Raw genomic sequence first — 21683 nt, 5'->3', positions numbered from 1 at the left:
GCGGGGTGCGGCGGATCGAGGGGCGCACCGACCACGTCGTCGTCGTGGGGGCGGGGCTGGCCGGACTGTCGACGGCGTTGCACCTGCTGGGCGCGGGCCGCCGCGTCACGATCGTCGAGCGGGAGGGCTTCCCCGGCGGCCGCGCCGGGCGGCTCGACGTGACCGACGACCACGGCACCTACGCCCTGGACACCGGGCCGACCGTGCTGACCATGCCGGAGCTGCTGGACTCCGCCTTCGCCGCCGTCGGCGAGACGACCGCGGACCGGCTCGACCTCGTCCGGCTCGACCCGGCGTACCGGGCCGAGTTCGCCGACGGCTCGGCCATCGCGGTGCACACCGACGCCGCCGCCATGGAGCACGAGATCCGCGAGCAGTGCGGCCCGGACTCCGCGGCCGGGTACCGGCGGCTGCGCCGCTGGCTCACCGACCTCTACCGCGCCGAGATGGACAACTTCATCGGCGCGAACATGGACTCGCCGCTGTCGCTGCTGGGCCCCGACCTGGCCCGGCTCGCCGCACTCGGCGGCTTCGGGCGGCTCGGGAAGCGGATCGACCGCTTCCTGCCCGACGAGCGGCTGCGCCGGGTGTTCTCCTTCCAGGCGCTCTACGCCGGTGTCTCCCCGCGCGACGCGCTCGGCGCCTACGGCGTGATCGCCTACATGGACACCGTCGCGGGCGTGTACTTCCCGCGCGGCGGCATGCGGATGATGGGCACCGCGCTGGCCGGCGCCGCCGCCGACGCGGGAGCGGAGATCCACTACGGCCGCACCGTGACCGGCCTGGACCGCTCCGGGAACCGGGTCACCGCGGTCCGGCACACCGGTCCCGACGGCGCCGACGAGTCGCTGACCCCGTGCGACGCGGTCGTGCTCACCCCGGAGCTCCCCGCGGCCTACGCCCTGCTCGGCGGGGCCCCGCGGCGCCCGGTCGGGCTGCGCTGGTCGCCCAGCGCCGTCGTCGTGCACGCCGGGATGCCCGCGCCCGCCCCCGGCACCGCGCAGCACCACCACACGATCTCCTTCGGCGGCTCCTGGGCGGGCACCTTCCGCGAGATCATCGACGAGGGACGGCTGATGTCCGACCCGTCACTGCTGGTCACCCGACCCGGGCTGACCGACCCGTCGCTGCAGCCCGGCGGGCGCGAGGTCATGAGCGTGCTCGCCCCGTGCCCGAACACCGCGGTGGCGCCCGGCATCGACTGGGACCGGGTCGGCCCGGCGTACGCCGAGGAGCTGTTCGGTGTGCTCGCCGACCGCGGGCTGGTGGACCCCTCCGCGCAGCCGAGCTGGACCCGGATGTGGACCCCGCAGGACTGGGCGGCCGCCGGGATGGCCGCGGGCACGCCGTTCTCGGCGTCGCACACACTGGCCCAGACCGGCCCGTTCCGGCCGCGCAACCTGGTCCGCGGGACGGCGAACGCGGTGCTCGCCGGGTGCGGGACGACCCCGGGCGTCGGGATCCCGCCGGTACTGATCTCCGGCCGGCTCGCGGCCGAACGGATCACCGGTCCGCGCCCGGCCGAGCACGCCGGACGCGGGGCCGCCGCACGCACGGGGCCCTGAGGAGGGGCACTGCGGGCGGGCGCCGAGTACGAGCGCCGAGGGGCGTGGAATCATGCTTCACGACGATGCCCGACCAGCACACACGGACACGATGACGGCTCAGCCCTCGCCCCCGCTCCCCCGCCCGGCGGCACCCGAACCGGTGGCGCCGGACCCCGGCGCGGGCGCGGTCGTGCCCCCGCCACCCGCACCGCACCCCGCGGGCCCCGGCCTGGTCGAGCGGCTCGGCTCGCCGCCGCGGGGCGTCCTGCTGCTGGGGCTGGCCGGGACCGTGCTGATGTTCCTCGGCTCGTTCGGCGGCGGCGGGATCCCGATGCGGGACCCGGTGATCGGCAACTCGGCGCTGTCGTTCTGGCGCTACGGCCACGGCGCGATGCTCGCGACGATCGTGATCTACGTCGGCCTGGTGCTGATGGTGTGGGCGTGGGTGCGGCTGGGCCGCGCCGTGCTCGCCCGTCGCGCCGGTGGCCGCGCGGTGCTGACGACGGCGGCGGTGTGGATGCTGCCGATGCTCGTCACGGCGCCGCTGTTCACCCGCGACCCCTACAGCTACCTCGCCCAGGGCGCGCTGCCGCTGGCCGGGTACGACCCGTACGTCGTCGGGCCGGACACCATGGGCGGGATCTTCACCGACAACGTCCACTTCTTCTGGCAGGACACCCCCGCCCCCTACGGGCCGCTGTTCATCCTGCTCGCGCAGGGCGTGGTCCTGCTGGCCGGCCAGAACGTGCTGCTCGGCGTCGTGCTGATGCGGCTGACCCTGGTCACCGGGCTGCTGCTGCTCGTGGCGGTGCTGCCCGCGCTGACCCGGCGCCTCGGCGGGCGCCCCGCGGTCGCGCTGTGGCTGGCCGTGGCGAACCCGGTGATGGTCGTGCACATGGTCGGCGGGGTGCACAACGACCTGCTGGTCGTCGGCCTGCTGCCGCTGGCGGCGCTGCTGGCGCTGCGGCAGCGGTTCGTGTGGGCGATCGTCGTCGCGTCGCTGGCGATGGCGGTGAAGGCCTCGGCCGGGATCGTGCTGCCGTTCCTGGTGCTGGTGTGGGCCGCGAAGCTGTCCGGCGGGTTCTGGTCGCGGCTGGTCCGGGCCGGGGTGCCGTCGGTGGCCGTGTTCGGCGTCGTGTTCGGCGGCGCCACCTGGCTCACCGGTCTCGGGCTGGGCTGGCTGCCCGCGCTCAGCGCCCCGTCGATGATCGTGAACTGGCTGTCGGTGCCGACCGCGTTCGGTCAGGCGACCGCGAGCGTGGCCGGGATGTTCGCCGGTGAGGTGAACACCCAGGCGTTCGTCGACACGTTCCGCTTCCTCGGCGCGCTGGTGATGGGCCTGCTGATCGCCCTGCTGTGGTGGCGCGGCCGCGACGACCCGCGGGCCGCGGTGCGCAACGCCGCGATCGCCCTCGCGCTGGCCGCCGTGCTCTCCCCCACCACGCTGCCGTGGTACCTGAGCTGGGGGTTCTGCCTGCTCGCGATGTCCCCGTGGAGCGCGCGCGGACTGCAGTGGGTGGTCGTCGGCTCGGTCTGGCTGATGATCGTGTACTTCCCCGACGGCGAGACCGCCCTCTACGTGCCGCACTACCTGCTGGCGTGTGCCGTGGCCGGTGTCCTGGCCGCGGTGTCGCTGCTCCGCCCGGACCCGCTGGGGTTGCGCCGGGGCGCCCCGGAGGCACCGTCGACCGCGCCCACCGCCGATGCGGGCGTCCGCGGCTGAGCGGGCCGGGCGCGTCGAGCTCGACGCCGCCGGCCTGACCGACCCTCAGCTGCGGGCCGCCTACGCGGCCTGCCGCGCGCTGCACGCCGAGCACGGGCGCACCTACTTCCTGGCGACCCGGCTGCTGCCCCCGGCACGACGGGTCGACATCCACGCCCTCTACGGCTTCGCCCGCTTCGCCGACGAGATCGTCGACGACCCCGACGGCGCGGGCGGCGGGGACCCGCACACCCGGCTCGACGCGCTCGACGCGGAGCTGGCGGCCGCACTGGCGGGCGCCCCGCTGCCCGGCTGCAGGCCCGAGGTGCTCGCCGTCGCCGAGACCGCGCGCCGCCACGACCTCGACGCGTCGCTGTTCCGGGACTTCATGGTCTCGATGCGGATGGACCTCACCGTCTCCGACTACGCCACCGACGACGAGCTGGCCGTCTACGTGCACGGCTCGGCCGCCGTGATCGGGCTGCAGACGCTGCCGGTGCTCGGGACGGTCGTGCCGCGGGCGGAGGCCGAGCCGCACGCCGCGCTGCTGGGCGTGGCGTTCCAGATCACGAACTTCCTGCGCGACGTCGGCGAGGACCTCGACCGCGGCCGGGTGTACCTGCCCGCCGACGAGCTCGCCGCGTTCGGCGTCGACCGGGAGCTGCTGGCCTGGAGCCGGCGCACCGGGCGCCCGGACCCGCGGATCCGCCGCGCCCTGGCCCACCTGGTCGCCCGGACCCGGGCCACCTACCGGCGGGCCGACCCGGGGATCCCGATGCTGGAGCCGGTGTCGCGGGCCTGCGTCGGCGCCGCCCGGGTGCTGTACGCGGAGATCCTCGACGAGATCGCCGACGCCGGCTACGACGTGCTGACCCACCGGGTCGCGGTGCCGAACCGGCGCCGGGCCGCCGTCGCGCTGCCCCGGCTCGGCCGGGCGCTGGCCGCCCGCGGGACCCAGCTGGCGCGCGAACGCGCCGGGCGTCCGTCCCGCGGGTGAGCCGGGCCGGGGAGAACCCTCAGAAGGCCATGGCCTGGGCGCGGCGCTTGATCTCCTTGTGCCGGCCCGCGCGCAGCGCGGTGATCGGGGCACCGGAGAGCGACTCCTCCTCGGTGAACAGCCAGCTCAGGATGGCGTCGTCGTCGTAGCCGCCGTCGCGGAGGACGACGATCGTGCCCGGCAACCCGCGCACGACGCCGTCGTCGTCGAGCAGCGCGGTCGGGACGACGACGTCGTGCCCGTTCTTGAACGACAGGAGCTGCCCGTCGCGGACGAGCTGGTGCACCCGGGAGACGGGGATCGACAGGCGGTCGGCCACCTCGGCGACGCTCAGCGTCTCCTCGGTGACAGCGGCGGGGAGGGACTCGTTCACAGCCGGACACTGTCCCACACCGCCCCGGGCGGCGCCGACTCCCACCGGACCGGCCGACCCGGTGGGGTCCTACGCCGACCACCTGCACGGCCGACCCGATCCCCACCGGTAACCTGACCCGCGATGAGCTCACCGTCCGGTCCGGTCGATCCCGGCGCCCCGGGTGGGGCCGGGCGGCTCGCCGCCGACGGCCCCGGCGAGGTGCTGCTCGACGGTCGCTACCGGGTCGGCCCGGTACTGGCCCGGGGCGGCATGTCGACGGTGCACCACGGCACCGACACCCGTCTCGAACGCGCCGTCGCGATCAAGGTGATGGACCCGCGGATGGCCGGGGACCACGCCTTCCGCACCCGGTTCGACCGGGAGGCGCGGCTGGCGGCCCGGATCGACCACCCGTGCGTCGTCGCCGTCTACGACCGGGGCACCGTCCCCGCGGGGCCACTGGGCGAGGCCAGCCTGTTCGTCGTCATGGAGCTGGTCGACGGCGGCACCTTGCGCGACGTGCTGCGCGCCCGCGGTGCGCTGGGGCTCCCGGCCGCGGTCCGGGTGCTCGAACCGGTCCTCGCCGGGCTGGCCCGCGCGCACCGGCTCGGCATGGTGCACCGCGACGTGAAGCCGGAGAACGTGCTGATCTCCTCCGGCGGCGAGGTGAAGGTGGCCGACTTCGGCCTGCTCACCGCGGCCGCCGAGGCGGGGGTCAGCCACGCCGGGATGATCCTCGGGACGATGGCCTACCTCTCCCCCGAGCAGGTCGTGTCCGGTCGCGCCGACGGCCGCAGCGACGTCTACGCCGCCGGGGTCGTGCTCTACGAGATGCTGACCGGGCAGCCGCCCTACACCGCCGACAACCCGCTGTCGGTGGCCTACCGCCACGTGAACGAGGACGTGCCGCCGCCGTCGGCGCTGGTCCCGGGGCTGCCGCCGGCCGTGGACGCGCTCGTCGCCCGGGCCACCTCGCGGGACCCCGAGCAGCGCCCGGTCGACGCGGAGCACTTCCGCCGCGAGCTGCTGGACATGGCCGACCGGCTGGGCCTGCCCCGGACCGCGACGCCGCGCCCGCCCGGCCCGCCCCCGCCCGACGACGGCCCCACCCTCCCCGCAGGCCCCCTGCGCCACCGGCCGCTCGACGCCGCCGCGCCGGGCCCCGGCGGCACCCGGGTGCAGACCCGGGCCCGCGGCGCGCACGGCACCGCCGTCACCCCCGCCGGGCAGCCGGAGCCGATGACCCGCGAGGAGCTGGCCGGGCGCCGCCGTCGCGGCCGCCGGGTGTTCGCGCTGTGGATGGTGCTGCTCCTGCTGCTGGCCGCGCTGGCCGGGACGGGAGCCTGGTGGCTCGGGTCGGGCCGCTGGACCACGATGCCCGCGGTCACCGGTCTGGACCGCGAGCGGGCGACCGCGCTCGTCGCCGAGTCCGACCTGACACCCACGGTCACCGAACGGGCCGACGACGACGTGGCGCCCGACCTCGTCGCGCAGGTGGACCCGGCCCCGGAGACCCGGGTGCTGCGCGGGACCACGGTCACCCTGGTGGTGTCGACCGGTCGTCCCGCGGTGCCCGACGTGCCCGCGGGCAGCGCCGTGGACACCGCGGAGGACGCCGTGCGCCGCGCCGGGCTGACCCCGGTGCGCTCGACGAGCGCCGAGGAGTTCAGCAGCGAGGTCCCCGCCGGTGCGGTGATCCGCACCGACCCGCCCGCCGGGACCCGGCTCGCCGGTGGTGCCGCGGTCACCCTGGTGACCAGCCGGGGCGCCGAGCCGGCACCGCCGCCCCCGGCGCCGACCGCCGAGCCCGCGGCGCCCACCACCTCCGTGCCGTTCGTGATCGGCATGCGGGCAGACGAGGCGGAGGCGCTGCTGCGTCAGGACGGCTTCGAGGTCGACATCGAGCGCAGCTTCCCCTTCGGCCGCCGTGACGGCCGCGTCGTCGGTCAGGACCCGGGGGCGGGCGGCGACGCCGAGCCCGGCGACACGATCACCCTGACCGTGCTCTGAGTCCGCGTCGCGGGTGGGAGCCGGCGCCCCGGCCGGGTGGCGGCCCGGCCGGGACACCGGCGTTCGAGGGGCCCTACAGCCCGAAGCGGGTGCGCTCGGCGTCGCCGATCGCGGGCAGCTGCGCCCCGTCGACGGTGACCGCGAGGGCACCGGCGCGCACGGCGTAGCGCGCGGCGTCCGGCAGGTCGTCCCCCGCGGCGAGCCGCACGGCGACGGCCGCCAGGAAGGCGTCGCCGGACCCGGTGGTGTCCACCACGTCCGCCCGCATCGCATCCACTGTGGACACCGTAGCCGCTCCCGCGTCGTGCACCTCGCAGCCCGCGGCCCCGCGTGTCACGACCGACCGGGGCACCGGGTGCTCCCCCAGCAGCGCGGCCTCGTGCTCGTTGACCACGAGCACGTCGGTGGCGGCGAGCAGCTCGGCGGGAACCGGGGCGTAGGGCGAGAGGTTCAGCAGCACCGTGGTCCCGGCCGCCCGGGCGGCCCCGGCTGCGGCCAGCACCGTCGGGACACCGATCTCCAGGCACAGGGTCAGCACCGCGACGTCGTCGAAGGAGGGCAGGTCCCCCGGCTCCAGGGTGGCGTTGGCGCCGGGCGAGACGACGATCGTGTTGTCGCCCGCGGCGTCGACGGTGATGACCGCGGTGCCGGTGGCCGTGCCGGTCCGCACCGTGACCCCGTCGACGTCGGCACCGGCGGCGGCGACGGCGTCGCGGACGGTCCGGCCGTGGTCGTCGTCGCCGATCGCGCCGACCATCCCCACGCCGACCCCCGCGGCGGCCCCGAGCCGGGCGGCGGCGACGGCCTGGTTGGCACCCTTGCCGCCGGGGCCCACGGTCAGGTCCAACCCGGCCACGGTCTCCCCCGGCCCCGGGAAGCGCTCGGTGCGCACCACCAGGTCGGCGTTGAGCGAGCCGACGACCAGCACCCGGCTCATCGGGCGTCCACCACGTCGTGCGCGGCGCCGGTCTCGGCGGCCGCCGGGCGCGGGATGAGCAGCGACAGCGCGAACGCGCCCGCGGTGCACGCGGCCCCGACCAGCATGCCCGCGGTGTAGCCGCCGACCCCGGTCTGCCCGGCCCCGCCGACGGCGACCTGCACCGCGGGCAGCACCACGAAGCTGATCCCGGCGCCGAGATTGAACGCGCCGGCGTTGAGCCCGGGCAGCATGCCGGGCCGGTCGGCGGGCGAGAGCAGCACGCCCAGGCCGTTCAGCATGATGTTGGCGATGCCGGCGTAGGTGACGCCGAGCAGCAGCGTCGCGACGACCAGCACCGCGAACGAGTGCACGCCCACGACCGCCAGCAGCACGGTGGCGACGACGCTGCCGGCCAGCCCGACCCGCAGGACGGTGCGGTAGCCGAGCACCGGGGCCAGGCGACCGGCGAACGGCCCGACCAGCCAGCCGATCAGCGCGTAGGGGGCGAGCAGGGCGAGCGCGGTGAGGTCCGCTCCGAGCCCGAACCCGGCCGCCGGGTTCTGCGCGATCGACGCGACCAGGCCGTTGACCACGGCGAACACGCCGGTCATGGTCAGCAGCGTGGTGCCGAGGGTGGCCCAGGTGGCGCGCCGGCGCAGGTCCTCGGGCGCGACGAGCGGCTGCGCGGTGCGGCCCTGCAGCCGCCAGAACACCACCGCGGCGACGACGGCGAGCAGCGCGTACCCGGTGACCAGACCCCGGTGCGCGTCGGACAGCGCGGCGGCCTCGTCGAAGGCCAGCAGCAGCGCGCCGACCGCGACGACCAGCGGGACGACCCCGCGCCAGTCCATCCGGGTGCCCTGCGAGGGGCGGGACTCCACGCCCCACACGGCGACGAGCACCAGCGCGACGACGGTGACCGCGGCGATGACCCAGAAGATCGAGCGGAAGCCGTGGTGGGTGGCCAGCCAGCCGCCGAGCAGCGCGTCGAGACCGGCCACGCCGCCGTTCACGGCGGTGATCAGGCCGAGCACGATCCCGTAGCGGCGCGGGTCGGCGATCTCGCTGCGCAGCATGAGCAGGCAGATCGGGACGACCGGCCCGGTGATGCCCTGCAGGGCCCGGCCGGCGAACAGCATCGGCACGCTGACGGCGAGGGCGGCGACGACGCTGCCGACCAGCATGACCGCGAGCATCACCAGCAGCACCCGTCGGCGCCCCGCGATGTCGGACAGCCGCGGCAGGAACAGCGAGAACATCGCCGCGAGGGTGAAGAACATGGTCTGGGACAGGCCGACGGTGGCGTCGTCGGTGCCCAGCTCGCGGGCCATGGTGACCAGTGCGGGGCTGAGCATCGAGGCGTTGAGCTGGAACGCCACGCAGGCGGCCAGCACCGCCACGACGAGCGTGACGACCGGGCGGCGGTCGGGGGTGGTCATGCGATCCGCTCCGTTGCAGCGACGGTGGTGGCCGGGAGGGCGGGGTCGCCGATGGCGCGCAGGGCGTCCACGACGAGCCCCCAGAAGCGGGCGTGGTCGAGCTCGAGCGCGGCGTGCGTCCGGCATCCCTGCGGGGCCGGGCCGCGCCGGTCGGCGACCGTCATCCCGGTGGTGTGCCGGCCCGCGGTCTCGACGACGATCGGCATCGGGAACGCCCGCACGATCGTCGGGTCGATGACGTGGGCGACGGCGCACGGGTCGTGCACCGGCGGGGCCTCGAAGCCCTGGACGTCGCGGTAGGTGGCGGCGAAGAAGTCCAGCAGCTCGTCGACGAAGCGCGCCGGGCCGGTCCCGACGGCGCGGATCGCGCGGCGCACCTCGGGACCGGCCAGCGCCTGGTGGGTCAGGTCGAGCCCGACCATGACCACCTCCCAGCCCGCCTCGAACACGATCGCGGCGGCCTCGGGGTCGATGGCGATGTTGAACTCGGCCACCGGGGTCCGGTTGCCGACGGCGACGCCGCCGCCCATCAGCACCACCCGCTTGACCCGGTCGACGATCTCGGGGGCACGCCGGGCGGCGAGCGCGATGTTGGTCAGCCCGCCGGTGGGGACGAGGGTGACGGTGCCCGGCTCGTGGGCCAGCACGGTCTCCACGATGAGGTCCACGGCGTGGGTGTCCACCGCGGCGAACGCCGGTGCGGGCAGCTCCGGGCCGTCCAGGCCGCTCTCGCCGTGGATGTCGGCGGCGACGGCGATCTCCCGCAGCAGCGGGCGGTCGGCGCCGGCCGCGAACGGCACGCCGGTGATCCCGGCCAGGGTCGCGACCGAGAGCGCGTTGCGGGTCACCTTGTCCAGCGTCTGGTTCCCGACGACCGTGGTGACGGCGAGCAGCTCGATCCGCGGGTCGCCGTGGGCGAGCAGCAGCGCGATCGCGTCGTCGTGGCCCGGATCGCAGTCCAGGACGATCTTCTCGGTCATCTCCGGTGTCCCACCTCGTCGTCGTGGTCGTCCGGGGCGGTCCGGACGTGTCGACTGTGACTTGTCAAGCGCATGACGTCAAGCGCTTGATGTGTGGCGCGTCCGGGTAGGCTCGCCGGATGGCAGGACCGGTGGGCCGGCGGGTGACCGCGGCGATGGTGGCCCGGCGGGCGGGGACGAGCGTGTCCACCGTGTCGCTGGTGGTGAACGGCAAGTCGCGCGGACGGGTGTCCGCGGTGATCACCGAGCGGGTCCGCGCCGCGGTCGACGAGCTGGGCTACGTGGTCGACCACGCGGCGAGCTCGCTCGCCCGCGGGACCACCGACCTCGTCGTGCTGCTCGCCCCCGACCTCCCCAACCCCTACTTCGGGCGGGTCACCACCGGGATCCGGCAGGCGCTGGGCAGCAGGCACCAGCTGATGCTGTCGGTGATCGAGGGCGGCGAACAGCCCGGCGCCGACGACGTCCGCCGGGTCGCGGCGTTCCGCCCGGCCGGGCTGCTGGTGCACGCACCGTCGCCCACGTTCCTCGACGACCTCGAAGCGGGCGGTCCGCCACTGGTGCTGATGGACGCTCCCGGCTTCGAGGGCCGCGCGGCCACGGTGACCTTCGACCTGGAACCGGGCGTGCGCGCGCTGGTCGCACACCTCGCCGAGGCCGGGCACACGGTGCTCGCCTACCTCGAGGGCTCGACGCCCTCGGCCACCTTCACCGTGCGCCGTGAGCTGCTCGCCCGGGTCGCCGCCGAGCACGGCCTGCGGGTCCTCGACGACGGCACCCGGGCCGGGCTGACCCTCGACGCCGCCGCCGACGTCAGCACCGAGGCGCTGCCGCGCTGGCGGGCGGCCGGGGCCACCGCGGTCGTCGCGGCGGCGGACACGATGGCCTACGGCGTGCTGGCCGCCGCGCACCGGCTCGGGCTGGCCGTGCCGGGGGACATCGCCGTCGCGGGGTTCGACGACCTGCCGTACTCCCAGGTGACGGCGCCGTCGCTGACGAGTGTGGCGCTGCCGGCGGAGGAGCTCGGCCGGGCCGCGGCCCAGCGGCTGGCCGCCGTGCTCGCCGGGGACGGCGACGGCGCCGCCGCTCCCCTGCTGCCCTCGCGGCTCGCGGCCCGGGCCAGCACCGGGGCCTGAGACACACCACCGGGGCGGCTCCGGGTGGAGCCGCCCCGGGGACGGACGGGTCAGCCGCGCAGCATCTCCGCGACGAGGAACGCCAGCTCCAGGCTCTGCTGGGTGTTCAGCCGCGGGTCGCAGGCGGTCTCGTACCGGCCGGCGAGGTCGGTGTCGGAGATCCGCTGCGCACCGCCGAGGCACTCGGTGACGTCCTCGCCGGTGACCTCGACGTGGATGCCGCCGGGGTGCGTGCCGAGCGAGCGGTGCACCTCGAAGAAGCCCTGCACCTCGTCGACGATCCGGTCGAAGTGCCGGGTCTTGTAGCCGGTCGAGGCCTCGTGGGTGTTGCCGTGCATCGGGTCGCACTGCCAGATGACCTTGTGCCCGGAGGCGGTCACCTTCTCGACGATCGCCGGGAGCACGTCGCGGACCTTGTCGTTGCCCATCCGGGAGATCAGCGACAGCCGGCCCGGGCGGTTGTGCGGGTCGAGCCGCTCGACGTACTCGACGGCCTGGTCGGGCGTCGTCGTCGGGCCGATCTTCATGCCGATCGGGTTGGCCAGCAGCTCCGCGAAGGCGACGTGCGCGCCGTCGAGCTGACGGGTCCGCTCCCCGATCCAGAGGAAGTGCGTGGACAGGTCGTAGAGCTTCGGCGACTCCCCGCCTGTGGGGTCGCGCTCCAGGTCCAGGCGCAGCATGGCGCGCTCGTAGTCGAGCAGCAGCGCCTCGTGGCTGGCGTAGAACTCGACCTGGTGCAGGTTGTGGTCGCGCACCCCGCAGGCGTCCATGAAGCGGACCGCGCGGTCGATCTCGGCGGCGACGGCCTCGTAGCGCACGCCCGCGGCGGAGGTGCGGACGAAGTCCTTGTTCCAGTCGTGCACCTTGGACAGGTCGGCCAGCCCGGTCGCGGTCAGGCCGCGGACCAGGTTCATCGCCGCCGAGGCGTTCGCGTAGGCGCGCACCATCCGCGACGGGTCCGGGATGCGGCCCTGCGCGTCCGGGGCGAGCCCGTTGACGATGTCCCCGCGGTAGGACGGCAACCCGCTCGCGTCGATCGGCGAGCTGCGCGGCTTGGCGTACTGACCGGCGATGCGGCCGACCTTGACCACCGGCATCGAGGCGCCGTAGGTCAGGACGACGGCCATCTGCAGCAGCGTGCGGATCGTCGCCCGGATGTGCGGCTCGGTGTTGTCGACGAAGGTCTCGGCGCAGTCGCCGCCCTGCAGCAGGAACGCCTCACCGTTCGCGACGTCGGCGAGCCGCGACTGCAGCCGGTCGACCTCCGGCGGCAGCACCACCGGCGGGACGGACTCGAGGACCTTCCGCACGTCGCCCACCTGCGACGGGTCGGGCCACTCGGGCTGCTGGGCGGCGGGGCGGGAGAGCGCGTCGTCCAGGGCGGAGCGCAGGTCCGCGGGCAGCGGCGGCAGCTCCGGGAGGACGTCGATCGGCGCGTCGACGGACCAGTTCACGCGGCCCAGCCTAGGCCGGGGCCGATCCCTACCGGGGCGCGGCCCCCGTCGCGAGGGTCTCGGCGATCACTTCCCAGCGCCGCAGGTTGTGCCGGGCGTCGGCGAGCGCGTCGTGCGCCTCGGCGGGCGGCGGGGGCAGCGCCGGGCGGCCCGCGTCCTCCCACCGCTGGCGCAGCTCGCGGGTGAAGCGCGGGATCGGCCGCGGCAGCGCGGGCATCGCACCCCACAGCTGGCACAGCGCCACGTGGTCGTAGGCGGCGATCCAGGCCCACAGCTCGACGTCGCCGGGGGCGCCGGTGCAGAAGTCGAGGATCTCCTCGCGCATCCGGGCCCGCGACATCCAGGCCCGGTCGCTGGGCGAGGGCAGCTTGGGCAGCACGTTGGCCCGCACCCACTTGCCGGCCCGGTCCGGGTCGAACTCGGTGGACACGGCGTAGAACTCGCGGCCGTCCTCGCCGACGATCCCGATCGACACCAGGTCGATCGTCGTGCCGTCCTCGATGAACTCGGTGTCGTAGAAGAAGCGCATTGCCGTCCTGGGCTCGGGTTCGGTCGTTGAGCTGTGCCGCCCGACGAGCGTACGTGCCTCTGTTGCCGTGATCGGGACCGCTCCGGGTCAGGCGTCCTCCGTTGTGTGAACCGCACGCAGCTGGACCGCCAGGGCCGGGACTTCCTGAGACGCAGCAGACCAGAGGATTTCGAGATCGATCTCGAAGTACTCGTGCACGACACGATTGCGCATTCCCGCCAGTGCCCGCCACGGCAGGTGCGGATGAGCAGCAGCCAGCTCGGGGCTCACGCGTGCAGCAGCCTCACCGAGCACCTGGATCAGATGTGTCAAGACGATCTGCAAGTCCTCGTCGGCATCAAACCGCGCGCGGCCGCGCGCAACCCGGACCCGGATCTTCTCAGCGGCTTCCAACATGTCCGCGATCCGCTCTTGGTCACGTCGGACCAACAGGGATCCCTCCATCACAAGCGATCTTCGAGAAGACAGTCACACTGCCACCGCCTCGGCGAGAACCTGATCACGGACACGGCGTTTGAGACCGTTCACCGTGGCGACCTGTGTGAGAACCCCAAGTGAGTCCTCGACCGCGAGCGCGAAGGAAACCATGTCGACATAACCATGGCCGGGTTCCAGGTCGACCAGCAGGTCGAGATCACTGGTGGGGGTCGATTCGCCACGCGCGACGGAACCGAAGACACGGATGTTGTAAACACCATGACGGCGCCCGACGTCCACGATGTAGTCCCGACGTGCACTCACGTCGGCCAGCGTGACGGCCTGGTGGGTTCCGGCGGACATCGCGCCTCCCATACGAAACAGTGCGGCGATCGTACTGCGCTCGCGCGATATCGGGACCGACCGAGCCCGGGCATCGAGCTCATCCGTCGGACGACACCGGCAGCCACTCCGCCGCCGAGCTGAAGAACCGCCGACGGCCCCAGTCCGCGCGATCACCGATGACGTAGAACCTCTCCTGCGCCCGGGACACCGCGACGTTCAACAGGTTCGGCTTCTCAGCCACCCACGCACGGGCGCCGGCAGATCCGCCGAGAACCAGGATCACGACCGGTGACTCCTTGCCCTGCACTGTATGAACGGTCCCCATTCGATCGTCCTCCAGTAGCCCCGACAGCCGCTTCCTCACAGCACCGACGACGGTGCGGAACGGTGCGATCACCAGTATCTCCTCGCGGGTGCATCCACCGGCCGTCAGCTCAGCGACGAGGGCCGCCAACCGCTCGATCTCCGGGCGGACGACGTTGTCCGTGACCGGACCCCGCACATCGATCCACTGGCTCGGCCGCCACGGGCGTGGCTCCCGCACCGGAGTCGCGAAGACCATCGGCGAGGACGCGTAGGCGACCGTGTTGGCGATGTCGAACATCGGTCGATCACACCGCCGGTGAACCCGGAGTGGTGCACCCACCCAGATCTCCTCCCCGTCAGGGGACCCCACGGTGGTCCCGAACCGGTTGAGCCGATCGGCCGCGAGCTGGGCCGAACGCCGCTCCGGCAGCCACTGGTGGTCGACCCCATGGCGGTTCGCGAGCGCGGTCTGAGCGGGCACGGGGAGCGGGACGATCGGTTCGAGCTGCATCGGATCGCCGACCAGCACAGCCCGCTGCGCCCGCCACAGCCCGCCGACCACCGATTGCGCCGTGGCCTGACCCGCCTCGTCGACCAGCAGCCACCCGAGGTCCTCCCGCCCGAGGTGCTCGAACAAGCGGGGTAACGAGGCGAAGGTCGTCGACACCACCGGAACCATCACGAAGAACGCCTGCCATGCGGCGCGAGCGACCGGACGATCCGGGGAGAGGTCGCCACCAATGATCTTGTTGGCAGCGATCAGGGCAGGGCGGATGCGGCGTGCAGTGGCGAGGATGAACGCACGGTGCAGCCGTAGGGCCGACTCGAACAGGTCGGCACGCGCAGCTTCGATCTCCGCGTCCGCCCAGGGGGCGTGACGCTGGAACCCCGGGTCATCCGGGTCTCCGGCGGGAACGTGCTGCGGCCAGCGCGAGCGGGCCTCGGCAACGATCACGGCATCCTGGTCCGCAACCTGGTCCGCTGCCTGCAATGCCTGCTGTACGGCGACCAGCTCGGCGCGGGCGAGGTCGGCCTCTCTCCTCACGTGCTCGAGCTGCAGCGCAGCGGCGTTCACCGACGTCAGGGTCTCGACGCGTCGTCGGAGGAGCTCGGCATGTCTGCGCCGCCAGGATCGGTGAGCCGCCCCGAGAGTCCATGACCGTGCCCACCACCCGGGCTCCTCCAGCAGGTGCGACGCGATCTCACTGTCCACCTGAGCATTACGGAGCTCACAGGCGTTCTGTTCCCGAACGCTCTGCTCCTGCCGTCGGTCCGCGGCGACCGAGATCGCTTCCGCCTGCAGCGCGTCGGCGGCCAGGGCCCTCCGTCTCTCCGGGTGGCCGGTGTGTCGTCGCAGCGCGTCGGCAGCAGTCTGGCGGTGTGACGTCAGCCGTTCGACGCGGTCGCGAACCTGCTGGTATGCCTCGACAGCCGCCGCCCATTCGCCCTCGCAGGACGTCGGATCGTCGGCTGCCGCGCGGAGTCGAACCCGGATACCCGGTACCTGTTCGGTGTCCCCGGGCCACCAGACGATGTCAGCGAAGCGACGTCGATTCTTCCGATTTCCCAGGGCCGCGGCCACGAGTGCCCAGGCCGGCTTGTCCAGGAACCGGGACGCGAGGTCCGGGAAGTGCCCGACGGTCCGGAGCCGGTCGATCTCGTCCTCCGGCGCGCTCGGCAGCTCGTGGGTGACGTTCTCGGCCGCGGCATTGGAGTTCGTGGCCAACACGACCTCCCACCCGGTCAGGTCCGGACGCAGAGTCGGTACGCGGCGGCGTACTCCGTTGTCGACATAGGAGACCTCCCCGACGAAGGCCGCGTCCAGCGACGGGAGGGCGGAGAGGGTCTCGGCACGACGAACCACCACTGCGGCGACGACGTCACGGAGCAACGTGGTCTTGCCCGTCCCGGGAGGTCCGTTGACGGTCGTCACTCCCGTGCCGTCTGCCAGCTCACCCACGATCCGGTTGACCGCCAGCTGTTGACCGATCGCCAGCGGGTTCTGTCGGCCGACCGGCCAGCGACCCGGCGGACGCATCGACGGCTCGACGTGTGCCAGGACGGAGGCACCGTCCACGAACGTGTCGATTCGCCGACCCAAATCGATGCCGCGGTCCGGGGTGAGGTAGCGCCGGAGCGCATCTCCGGCGTCACCGCTGCGCAGCGCGGCAGCGATCCGGGACAGGTCGGCTCCGATGAAACTGTTCAGCATCGGTGACGTGTCGTCGTCGTACCGTCGCGATGTCGGAACCGACTGGAGCACGACGCGGATACCGGTGGGCTCCAGGCTGCGGTCGATATGCAGGAGTCGCGCCAACTCCGCCACGAATGTCGCCAGATAACCGGCGGTCATCGTCGTGGCCGGGGGACGGGGTGGCCTGCTTTCCTGAGGTGTCGGCCCGGCGTGCGTTCCATTCCCGTCGGGTCGCGTGATCGTCAGCAGCTTCTCGGCGAACGTGCCGGCGGCGGAGCCCGCGTAGCCGCCGACCAGCGGTCCGGCCACCCCGGTGATCGCCACCGAGGCGGCACCGGTGACGAGACCGCCGAGCGTCCTCGCCCCTTCGTTGAGCGCGTCAGTCGCGGCACCGCTGACGTGTCGTCCGACCGCGCGGGCGACCCGACGGGCACCCGAGGCCTCCTCTGAACCATGCGGGTCGGGCGAACTCGGGGCATCGGAGGCGGCGGGCGACGGAGCAGACAGCCTGTTCAACGCCGCTGCGAACGCCTCGCCCTCCTGCTCGAACCCGTCGAGCCAGTTCCTCGCGCGCGGTCCTGGTGCCCGGAGCCGCCCGACGGCCCACGCGCACGACGACAGCGCAGCGGAGTTCTCGACGAGGTAGCCGTCCGCCCCGATCGCGAAGGCGAACAGCGCGCCCTGCCCGGAGCGTCGTTCGGGCCCCGCCCGGTCTTCTCCGAACACCCGGACGATCTCACGCTGGACGCGGACTGCATCGAACAGACCGGCATGGACGACGTAACGCCACTCCCTGTCCGGGCCGGCGTCACGCCGAGCAGCCTCGTGGCCCTCCTGCCACGGCAAGGGGCCAGGCCCCGCGATGTCGAAGGCGGTCGGCGGTTGCCCCGGGCCGACCCGGGCCGCACGCGGGACACGCTGGAAAGTGAACAACTCCACCGAACGCCAGAACTCCACGACGTCCGCTGCCTGCTCGTCCGCCACTCAGCTCCCCCACGGCTCGACCACCTTCGATCGTAGAGGAGGTCGTCCACCTACCGGATCGAAACGAGCATGCTCGACGCCCTTCTCGCAAGCCGGAAGCTCCACTGACCGGACAGGTGAGCGGGTCGCCGTCCGGCTCCAGCCGGCTCGGTCGCCTGCTTCGCTTCCCGAGAGGTCACCGACCGCCGGATTCTGCCGGGCGACAGGTCGGTCCACCACGGGCTCTCACCGACAAAGGAGCCCTCGCCCAGCTCCACATCGGTGGGTCAGATCGCCGAGACGCACTTCCGGAGTCGATCAGGAGGCGCGGGAGTCGGGCACGTTCGCGTCCGGCCGCTGCGGGGCGGGACGCGACGGCGCGGGCGGTGGAGCACCGGCCGCGGCCTTCTCCTTGACCGACGCCGCGTAGAGGTCGACGTAGGTCTGCCCGGACAGCTCCATCAGCGAGTACATGATCTCGTCGGTCATGGAGCGCTCGATGAACCGGTCCCCGGCCATGCCCTCGTACCGGGAGAAGTCCAGCGGCTCGCCGATCACGATCCTCACCTTGCGCGGGCGCCACATCTTGGAGCCGATGGGGTTGACCTTGTCGGTGCCCACCATCGCGACCGGGATGACCGGCACCCCGGCCTCCAGGGCCATCCGGGCGACGCCGGTCTTGCCCTTGTAGAGCCGCCCGTCGGGCGAGCGGGTGCCCTCCGGGTAGATCCCGAGCAGCTTGCCCTCGTTCAGCAGCCGGACCGCGGTGTCCATCGCGGCGCGCGCCGCGGACCCACCGGAACGGTCCACCGGGACCTGCCCGACGCCGGTGAAGAACTGCTTCTTGAACCAGCCGCGGATCCCGGGCTCGGTGAAGTACTCGCGCTTGGCGAGGAAGGTCACCCGGCGCGGCAGCATCAACGGCAGGAAGAAGGAGTCGGCCACCGCGAGGTGGTTGCTGGCGAGGATCGCGCCGGCACCACCGGGCACGTTCTCGGCACCGCGCACCTCCGGCCGGCAGAACAGCCTCATCAACGGGCCGAGCAGCACGAACTTGGACCACCAGTACAGCACCCTGCGCTGCCTCCCTACCGACTTCGGCGACAGCCTACGGAGCGTCGACACCTCCTCACAACGGGGCGGTGGTCACCGGGGTCGGGCGGTCCCCGCGCAGCGCCCGCGCGGGCCCGTGGGCGGTGTCGGGCGGGACACGGGCCGTGACAGGATGGAGCCGCCGCGAGCGGGGAGGGACGGACCGGTATGAGCTCCGCAGACCCCTCGCGTGACCGCGAGGACCGGCCCGACGACGACTTCGACGCGATCGTCGCCGCCTGGCGCGACGAGGGCTCGGTACCGGACTGGCCCGCCGAGCCCGTGGAGCGCGCCGACCGCACGGACCGCGGCGACGCCGGTGACGCCGCGGGCGCGGCGGGCGGCGCCGACCGGCCCGCGCACCGGCCCGGCCCGGCCGCCCCGCACCCGGGCACCGGCACGGGTGCCGACCCGGACGACCACTACCACCCGCCGGAGCCGCCGCCGCTGCCGCGGCCGGGACCACCGGCCGTCGTGGGTGGCGGGCTGATCGCGGTGGGGCTGCTGCTGTGCATCGCGCCGGGGCTGATCGGCGTCGGCGGGACCTGGCCGCTGCCGCTGGGGCTGGTGCTCATCGCGGCCGGCCTGGGCTGGCTGCTGCTGCGGCTGTGGAGCCCCGACTCCGACGAGGGCCCCGACCCCTGGGACGACGGCTCGCGGCTGTAGCGCGGTCAGCGCCGGGCGCCGGGCCGCAGGCTCTCGCGGGCCAGCGTCGCCGCGCCCACGACGGCGGCGGCCGCGCCGAGTTGCGCGGTCCGGATCCGGGCCAGCGGCCGGTTGCCCGCCCCGGTGAGGATGCGGGCGTAGTGCTCGCGGGCGGCGTCGAGGAACAGCGGCGCCGACGCCGACACCCCGCCCGCGATCACCACGAGGTCCGGGTCGAAGACGTCCGCGACGAGCGAGAGCCCCTCCCCCAGCCAGCGTCCCATGTCGTCGACGGCGGCGCGGGCGACCGGGTCCCCCTCGCGGGCGGCCGCGGCGACCCGCTTGCCGGTGACCCGCCCCGGGTCGACGGCGGCCTCGCGGGCCAGCCCGGACGGGCCCGGCACGTCGCCGCCCGAGAGCATCTCCAGCGCGGTGGCGCCGAGGGCGGTCCCGCTGCAGTAGCGCTCCCAGCAGCCGCGCTTGCCGCACGGGCAGGCCCGCCCGTCCGGGACGACCCGCAGGTGCCCCAGCTCGGGTGCGACGCCGTGCGCGCCGCGGAACAGCTCGCCGTCGAGCAGCAGGGCGCCGCCGATCCCGGTGCCCAGCGCGATCACCAGCGCCACCGAGGCACCGGCCGCGGCGCCGTGGCGCCGCTCGGCGAGCGCGGCGGAGTTCGCGTCGTGCTCCACGACGACCGGGATCCCGCCGAGCCGGTCGCCGATCCGCTCGGCGACCGGGGCGTCGCGCCAGGACAGGTGCGGCGCGTAGCGGACCAGGCCGCGCGGGGCGTCGACGAACCCGGCGAGCGCGAGCCCGACGGCGGCGACGGTGTGCCTGCGCCGCAGCTCGTCGACGGCGCCGGCGATGGCCGCCTCCAGCGCGTCGTCGGTGCGCGGGGTCGGCGCGGAGGCGGAGTCGAGGATCTCCCCCTCGGCGTCGACGACGCCCGCGCGCACGCTGGTGCCCCCGACGTCCACCCCGATGGTGCGGACATCGGACATCCGGGGGCTCACGTCCGGTGCACCACGATCCGCTGCACGGAGCGTCCGCCGCCGTGCGGGCGGCGGGGCTCCTGGCGTGCGGGCGGGGCGGCCTCCTCCAGCACCGCGACGAGCACGGCGAGCAGCCCGCCGGCGTGGGCGGCGAGCCGGGTGACCAGCTCCGACCGCTCCCCCCGCACGACGGCGATCAGCGCGCACACCGGGCAGGCGGTGCAGGAGCCCGCATCGCCGGGGCCGGGATCGCTCCCGGCGGCCCGCAGCGAGTCCGACATCGTCTCGGTGGCCACACGCAGCCGGTCGAGCAGCGCCACCGCGGTGACCCGCAGGTCCTCCGGGATGCCACCGTGATCGCCGCAGTGGGTGCCGCCCCGCGTGTCACGGCCGCTCACGAGGTCATCCAGGTGCCCGGGTCGGGCACGAAGGAGATCACCAGGCGGGCGTCGGAGCCGCGGCCCTCCAGCCGGGCACCGGTGGCCTCGCAGCGGCGCAGGACCGACGGCAGCGAGACCACGCGCCGGGAGAACCCGATGCCGACGACCATGTCGTCGCCGACCCGGGCGAGGTCCAGCGGGGCGTCCTGGGCGCCGGGCAGCGCCACGTCGAGCTCGAACTCGGTGTCGGCCGAGACGCCGTGACCTGCGGTGCGGCGCAGCTCCATCAACGGCCGCGGCGGGGCGCCGTCGGCGGTGCCCGCGGGGTCGTCGTCGCCGTAGACCGACAGGGCCAGCTCGCGCAGCGCACCGACGCCGGTCGGCTCGGCGGCGGTGTAGCGGACCGCGGTCACCGGCACGTCCGCACCGAGCTCGCCCAGCTCGGCGAGCACGGACTGCTGCTCGGTGGCGCGTTCGCGCAGCCAGCGCGCCGCGGGCCCGCGCAGCGACGGCGGCGGGCCGGGCATCACCCGGTTCGCCAGCAGCCCGTCGACCCGCAGCTCGTGCAGGGCGAGCGCGGTCAGGGTGCGGCGGGTCTCGGCCGCGACGACCCGCTCCGGGGTCAGCACCAGCCGGATCGAGGTGCGGGAGCGGTCCGCGAGCAGGCCGCGCAGCCCGCGCAGCTGCTCGGCCAGCACCCCGAGCGCGTCGATCGTGCGGTCCCAGCCCGCGCCGTCGGCCCTGGCCCCGGCGAGCCCGGCGACCAGGCCGCGCACGGCGCGGCGGTGCGCGGGGAACAGCCGCTCCAGGTAGCCCGACAGCGCCTCGGGCAGGGTGAGCAGCCGCAGCGTCTCCGCGGTCGGCCCGCAGTCGACGACGACGACGTCGAAGCGGCCCGATTCGGCGTAGCGCTGCACCTCGACCAGCGCGAGGAGGTCCTCGACGCCGGGCAGCACGGTCAGCTCGTCGGCGACGAGCTCGTCCACCCCGGCCCCGGCGAGCATCGTGCGCAGGTGCCCCTGCAGGTCGCCCCAGGCACCCTCGAGCAGGTGCCGGGCCTCGATGTGGGCGCCCCACAGGTTCTCGGTGACCTCGGTGGGCTCGGCGCCCAGCTCGGCGTCCAGCGCGTCGCCGAGGGAGTGCGCCGGGTCGGTGGACACGACCAGCGCGGACCTGCCGGTCCCGGCCACGTGCGCGGCCGTCGCGGCGGCCAGGGTCGTCTTGCCGACCCCGCCCTTGCCGGTGAAGAGCACGACGCGCACAGCGCGGAGCCTAACGATC

General features: G+C 74.4%; 19 protein-coding genes. 6 read left to right on the top strand and 13 right to left on the bottom strand.

What is annotated here, in order from left to right; translation table 11 throughout:
• Positions 1 to 5 precede the first annotated feature (5 nt).
• From crtI to KPF22_RS11705, 3 genes are all read left to right on the top strand, one after another.
• Entirely contained in the window at positions 6 to 1565 is a 1560-nt protein-coding gene (gene crtI / locus KPF22_RS11715) for a phytoene desaturase family protein (RefSeq protein WP_224402417.1), read from the top strand.
• A gap of 91 nt (positions 1566 to 1656) precedes the next feature.
• Entirely contained in the window at positions 1657 to 3270 is a 1614-nt protein-coding gene (gene mptB, locus KPF22_RS11710; RefSeq protein ID WP_224402050.1) for a polyprenol phosphomannose-dependent alpha 1,6 mannosyltransferase MptB, read from the top strand.
• Positions 3251 to 4246 (top strand): phytoene/squalene synthase family protein, encoded by a 996-nt coding sequence (locus KPF22_RS11705; RefSeq protein ID WP_208827079.1) that lies wholly within the window; start codon positions 3251 to 3253, stop codon positions 4244 to 4246. Before mptB ends, KPF22_RS11705 begins: the two co-directional genes overlap by 20 nt.
• Before the next feature lie 19 nt (positions 4247 to 4265).
• Here the strand turns inward: KPF22_RS11705 and KPF22_RS11700 are convergent, their stop codons facing one another.
• Entirely contained in the window at positions 4266 to 4619 is a 354-nt protein-coding gene (locus tag KPF22_RS11700) for an Rv2175c family DNA-binding protein (RefSeq protein WP_062396076.1), read from the bottom strand.
• A gap of 123 nt (positions 4620 to 4742) precedes the next feature.
• Here KPF22_RS11700 and pknB point away from each other — a divergent pair, with 123 nt between their 5' ends.
• Positions 4743 to 6611, top strand: a complete 1869-nt coding sequence (pknB, locus tag KPF22_RS11695; RefSeq protein ID WP_224402049.1) for a Stk1 family PASTA domain-containing Ser/Thr kinase — start codon at positions 4743 to 4745, stop codon at positions 6609 to 6611.
• 73 nt (positions 6612 to 6684) lie between these two features.
• Here pknB and KPF22_RS11690 read toward each other — a convergent pair whose 3' ends face one another.
• The 3 genes from KPF22_RS11690 to KPF22_RS11680 are packed head-to-tail and all read right to left on the bottom strand — an operon-like array spanning position 6685 to position 9949.
• A complete protein-coding gene (locus KPF22_RS11690; RefSeq protein ID WP_224402048.1) occupies positions 6685 to 7548 on the bottom strand; it encodes a ribokinase in 864 nt (287 codons plus the stop codon).
• Positions 7545 to 8969: an MFS transporter gene (locus KPF22_RS11685; protein ID WP_224402047.1), complete on the bottom strand. Its 1425-nt coding sequence runs from the start codon at positions 8967 to 8969 to the stop codon at positions 7545 to 7547. Before KPF22_RS11685 ends, KPF22_RS11690 begins: the two co-directional genes overlap by 4 nt.
• Entirely contained in the window at positions 8966 to 9949 is a 984-nt protein-coding gene (locus KPF22_RS11680) for a nucleoside hydrolase (RefSeq protein WP_224402046.1), read from the bottom strand. The genes KPF22_RS11685 and KPF22_RS11680 overlap by 4 nt, the downstream gene beginning before the upstream one ends.
• 119 nt (positions 9950 to 10068) lie before the next feature.
• Between KPF22_RS11680 and KPF22_RS11675 the strand changes: the two genes are divergently transcribed.
• The gene (locus KPF22_RS11675) at positions 10069 to 11085 is read left to right on the top strand and encodes a LacI family DNA-binding transcriptional regulator (RefSeq protein WP_224402045.1); all 1017 of its coding nucleotides are present in this window, start codon (positions 10069 to 10071) and stop codon (positions 11083 to 11085) included.
• A gap of 50 nt (positions 11086 to 11135) precedes the next feature.
• Here the strand turns inward: KPF22_RS11675 and KPF22_RS11670 are convergent, their stop codons facing one another.
• From KPF22_RS11670 to KPF22_RS11645, 6 genes are all read right to left on the bottom strand, one after another.
• A complete protein-coding gene (locus KPF22_RS11670) occupies positions 11136 to 12539 on the bottom strand; it encodes a class II 3-deoxy-7-phosphoheptulonate synthase (RefSeq protein ID WP_208824702.1) in 1404 nt (467 codons plus the stop codon).
• 28 nt (positions 12540 to 12567) lie between these two features.
• Positions 12568 to 13068, bottom strand: a complete 501-nt coding sequence (locus KPF22_RS11665; RefSeq protein ID WP_062396083.1) for a polyadenylate-specific 3'-exoribonuclease AS — start codon at positions 13066 to 13068, stop codon at positions 12568 to 12570.
• An 87-nt stretch (positions 13069 to 13155) separates the two neighbouring features.
• On the bottom strand, positions 13156 to 13512 hold the full coding sequence (locus KPF22_RS11660; protein ID WP_224402044.1) for a DUF86 domain-containing protein: 357 nt from the start codon (positions 13510 to 13512) through the stop codon (positions 13156 to 13158).
• A gap of 24 nt (positions 13513 to 13536) precedes the next feature.
• Positions 13537 to 13848, bottom strand: a complete 312-nt coding sequence (locus KPF22_RS11655; protein ID WP_224402043.1) for a nucleotidyltransferase family protein — start codon at positions 13846 to 13848, stop codon at positions 13537 to 13539.
• Between the two features lie 79 nt (positions 13849 to 13927).
• The gene (locus KPF22_RS11650; RefSeq protein ID WP_224402042.1) at positions 13928 to 17314 is read right to left on the bottom strand and encodes a DEAD/DEAH box helicase; all 3387 of its coding nucleotides are present in this window, start codon (positions 17312 to 17314) and stop codon (positions 13928 to 13930) included.
• A 297-nt stretch (positions 17315 to 17611) separates the two neighbouring features.
• Entirely contained in the window at positions 17612 to 18367 is a 756-nt protein-coding gene (locus KPF22_RS11645; RefSeq protein WP_208824700.1) for a 1-acyl-sn-glycerol-3-phosphate acyltransferase, read from the bottom strand.
• Between the two features lie 186 nt (positions 18368 to 18553).
• Between KPF22_RS11645 and KPF22_RS11640 the strand changes: the two genes are divergently transcribed.
• A complete protein-coding gene (locus KPF22_RS11640; protein WP_208824697.1) occupies positions 18554 to 19051 on the top strand; it encodes a hypothetical protein in 498 nt (165 codons plus the stop codon).
• Positions 19052 to 19056: 5 nt separating this feature from the next.
• Here the strand turns inward: KPF22_RS11640 and KPF22_RS11635 are convergent, their stop codons facing one another.
• The 3 genes from KPF22_RS11635 to KPF22_RS11625 are packed head-to-tail and all read right to left on the bottom strand — an operon-like array spanning position 19057 to position 21664.
• Positions 19057 to 20031 carry an ROK family protein gene (locus tag KPF22_RS11635; RefSeq protein WP_208824723.1) on the bottom strand — a complete coding sequence of 325 codons (975 nt, stop codon included), beginning with the start codon at positions 20029 to 20031 and terminating at the stop codon, positions 19057 to 19059.
• A gap of 8 nt (positions 20032 to 20039) precedes the next feature.
• Complete coding sequence (locus KPF22_RS11630) at positions 20040 to 20420, bottom strand: hypothetical protein (protein WP_208824695.1); 381 nt, start codon at positions 20418 to 20420, stop codon at positions 20040 to 20042.
• Positions 20417 to 21664: an ArsA family ATPase gene (locus KPF22_RS11625; RefSeq protein WP_208824693.1), complete on the bottom strand. Its 1248-nt coding sequence runs from the start codon at positions 21662 to 21664 to the stop codon at positions 20417 to 20419. Before KPF22_RS11625 ends, KPF22_RS11630 begins: the two co-directional genes overlap by 4 nt.
• Positions 21665 to 21683: the final 19 nt, after the last annotated feature.

The organism is Pseudonocardia sp. ICBG1034 (assembly GCF_020131375.1).
In the GTDB taxonomy this organism is placed as follows: Bacteria; Actinomycetota; Actinomycetes; order Mycobacteriales; family Pseudonocardiaceae; genus Pseudonocardia; species Pseudonocardia alni.
This window is presented reverse-complemented; position numbering and strand designations above follow the sequence as displayed.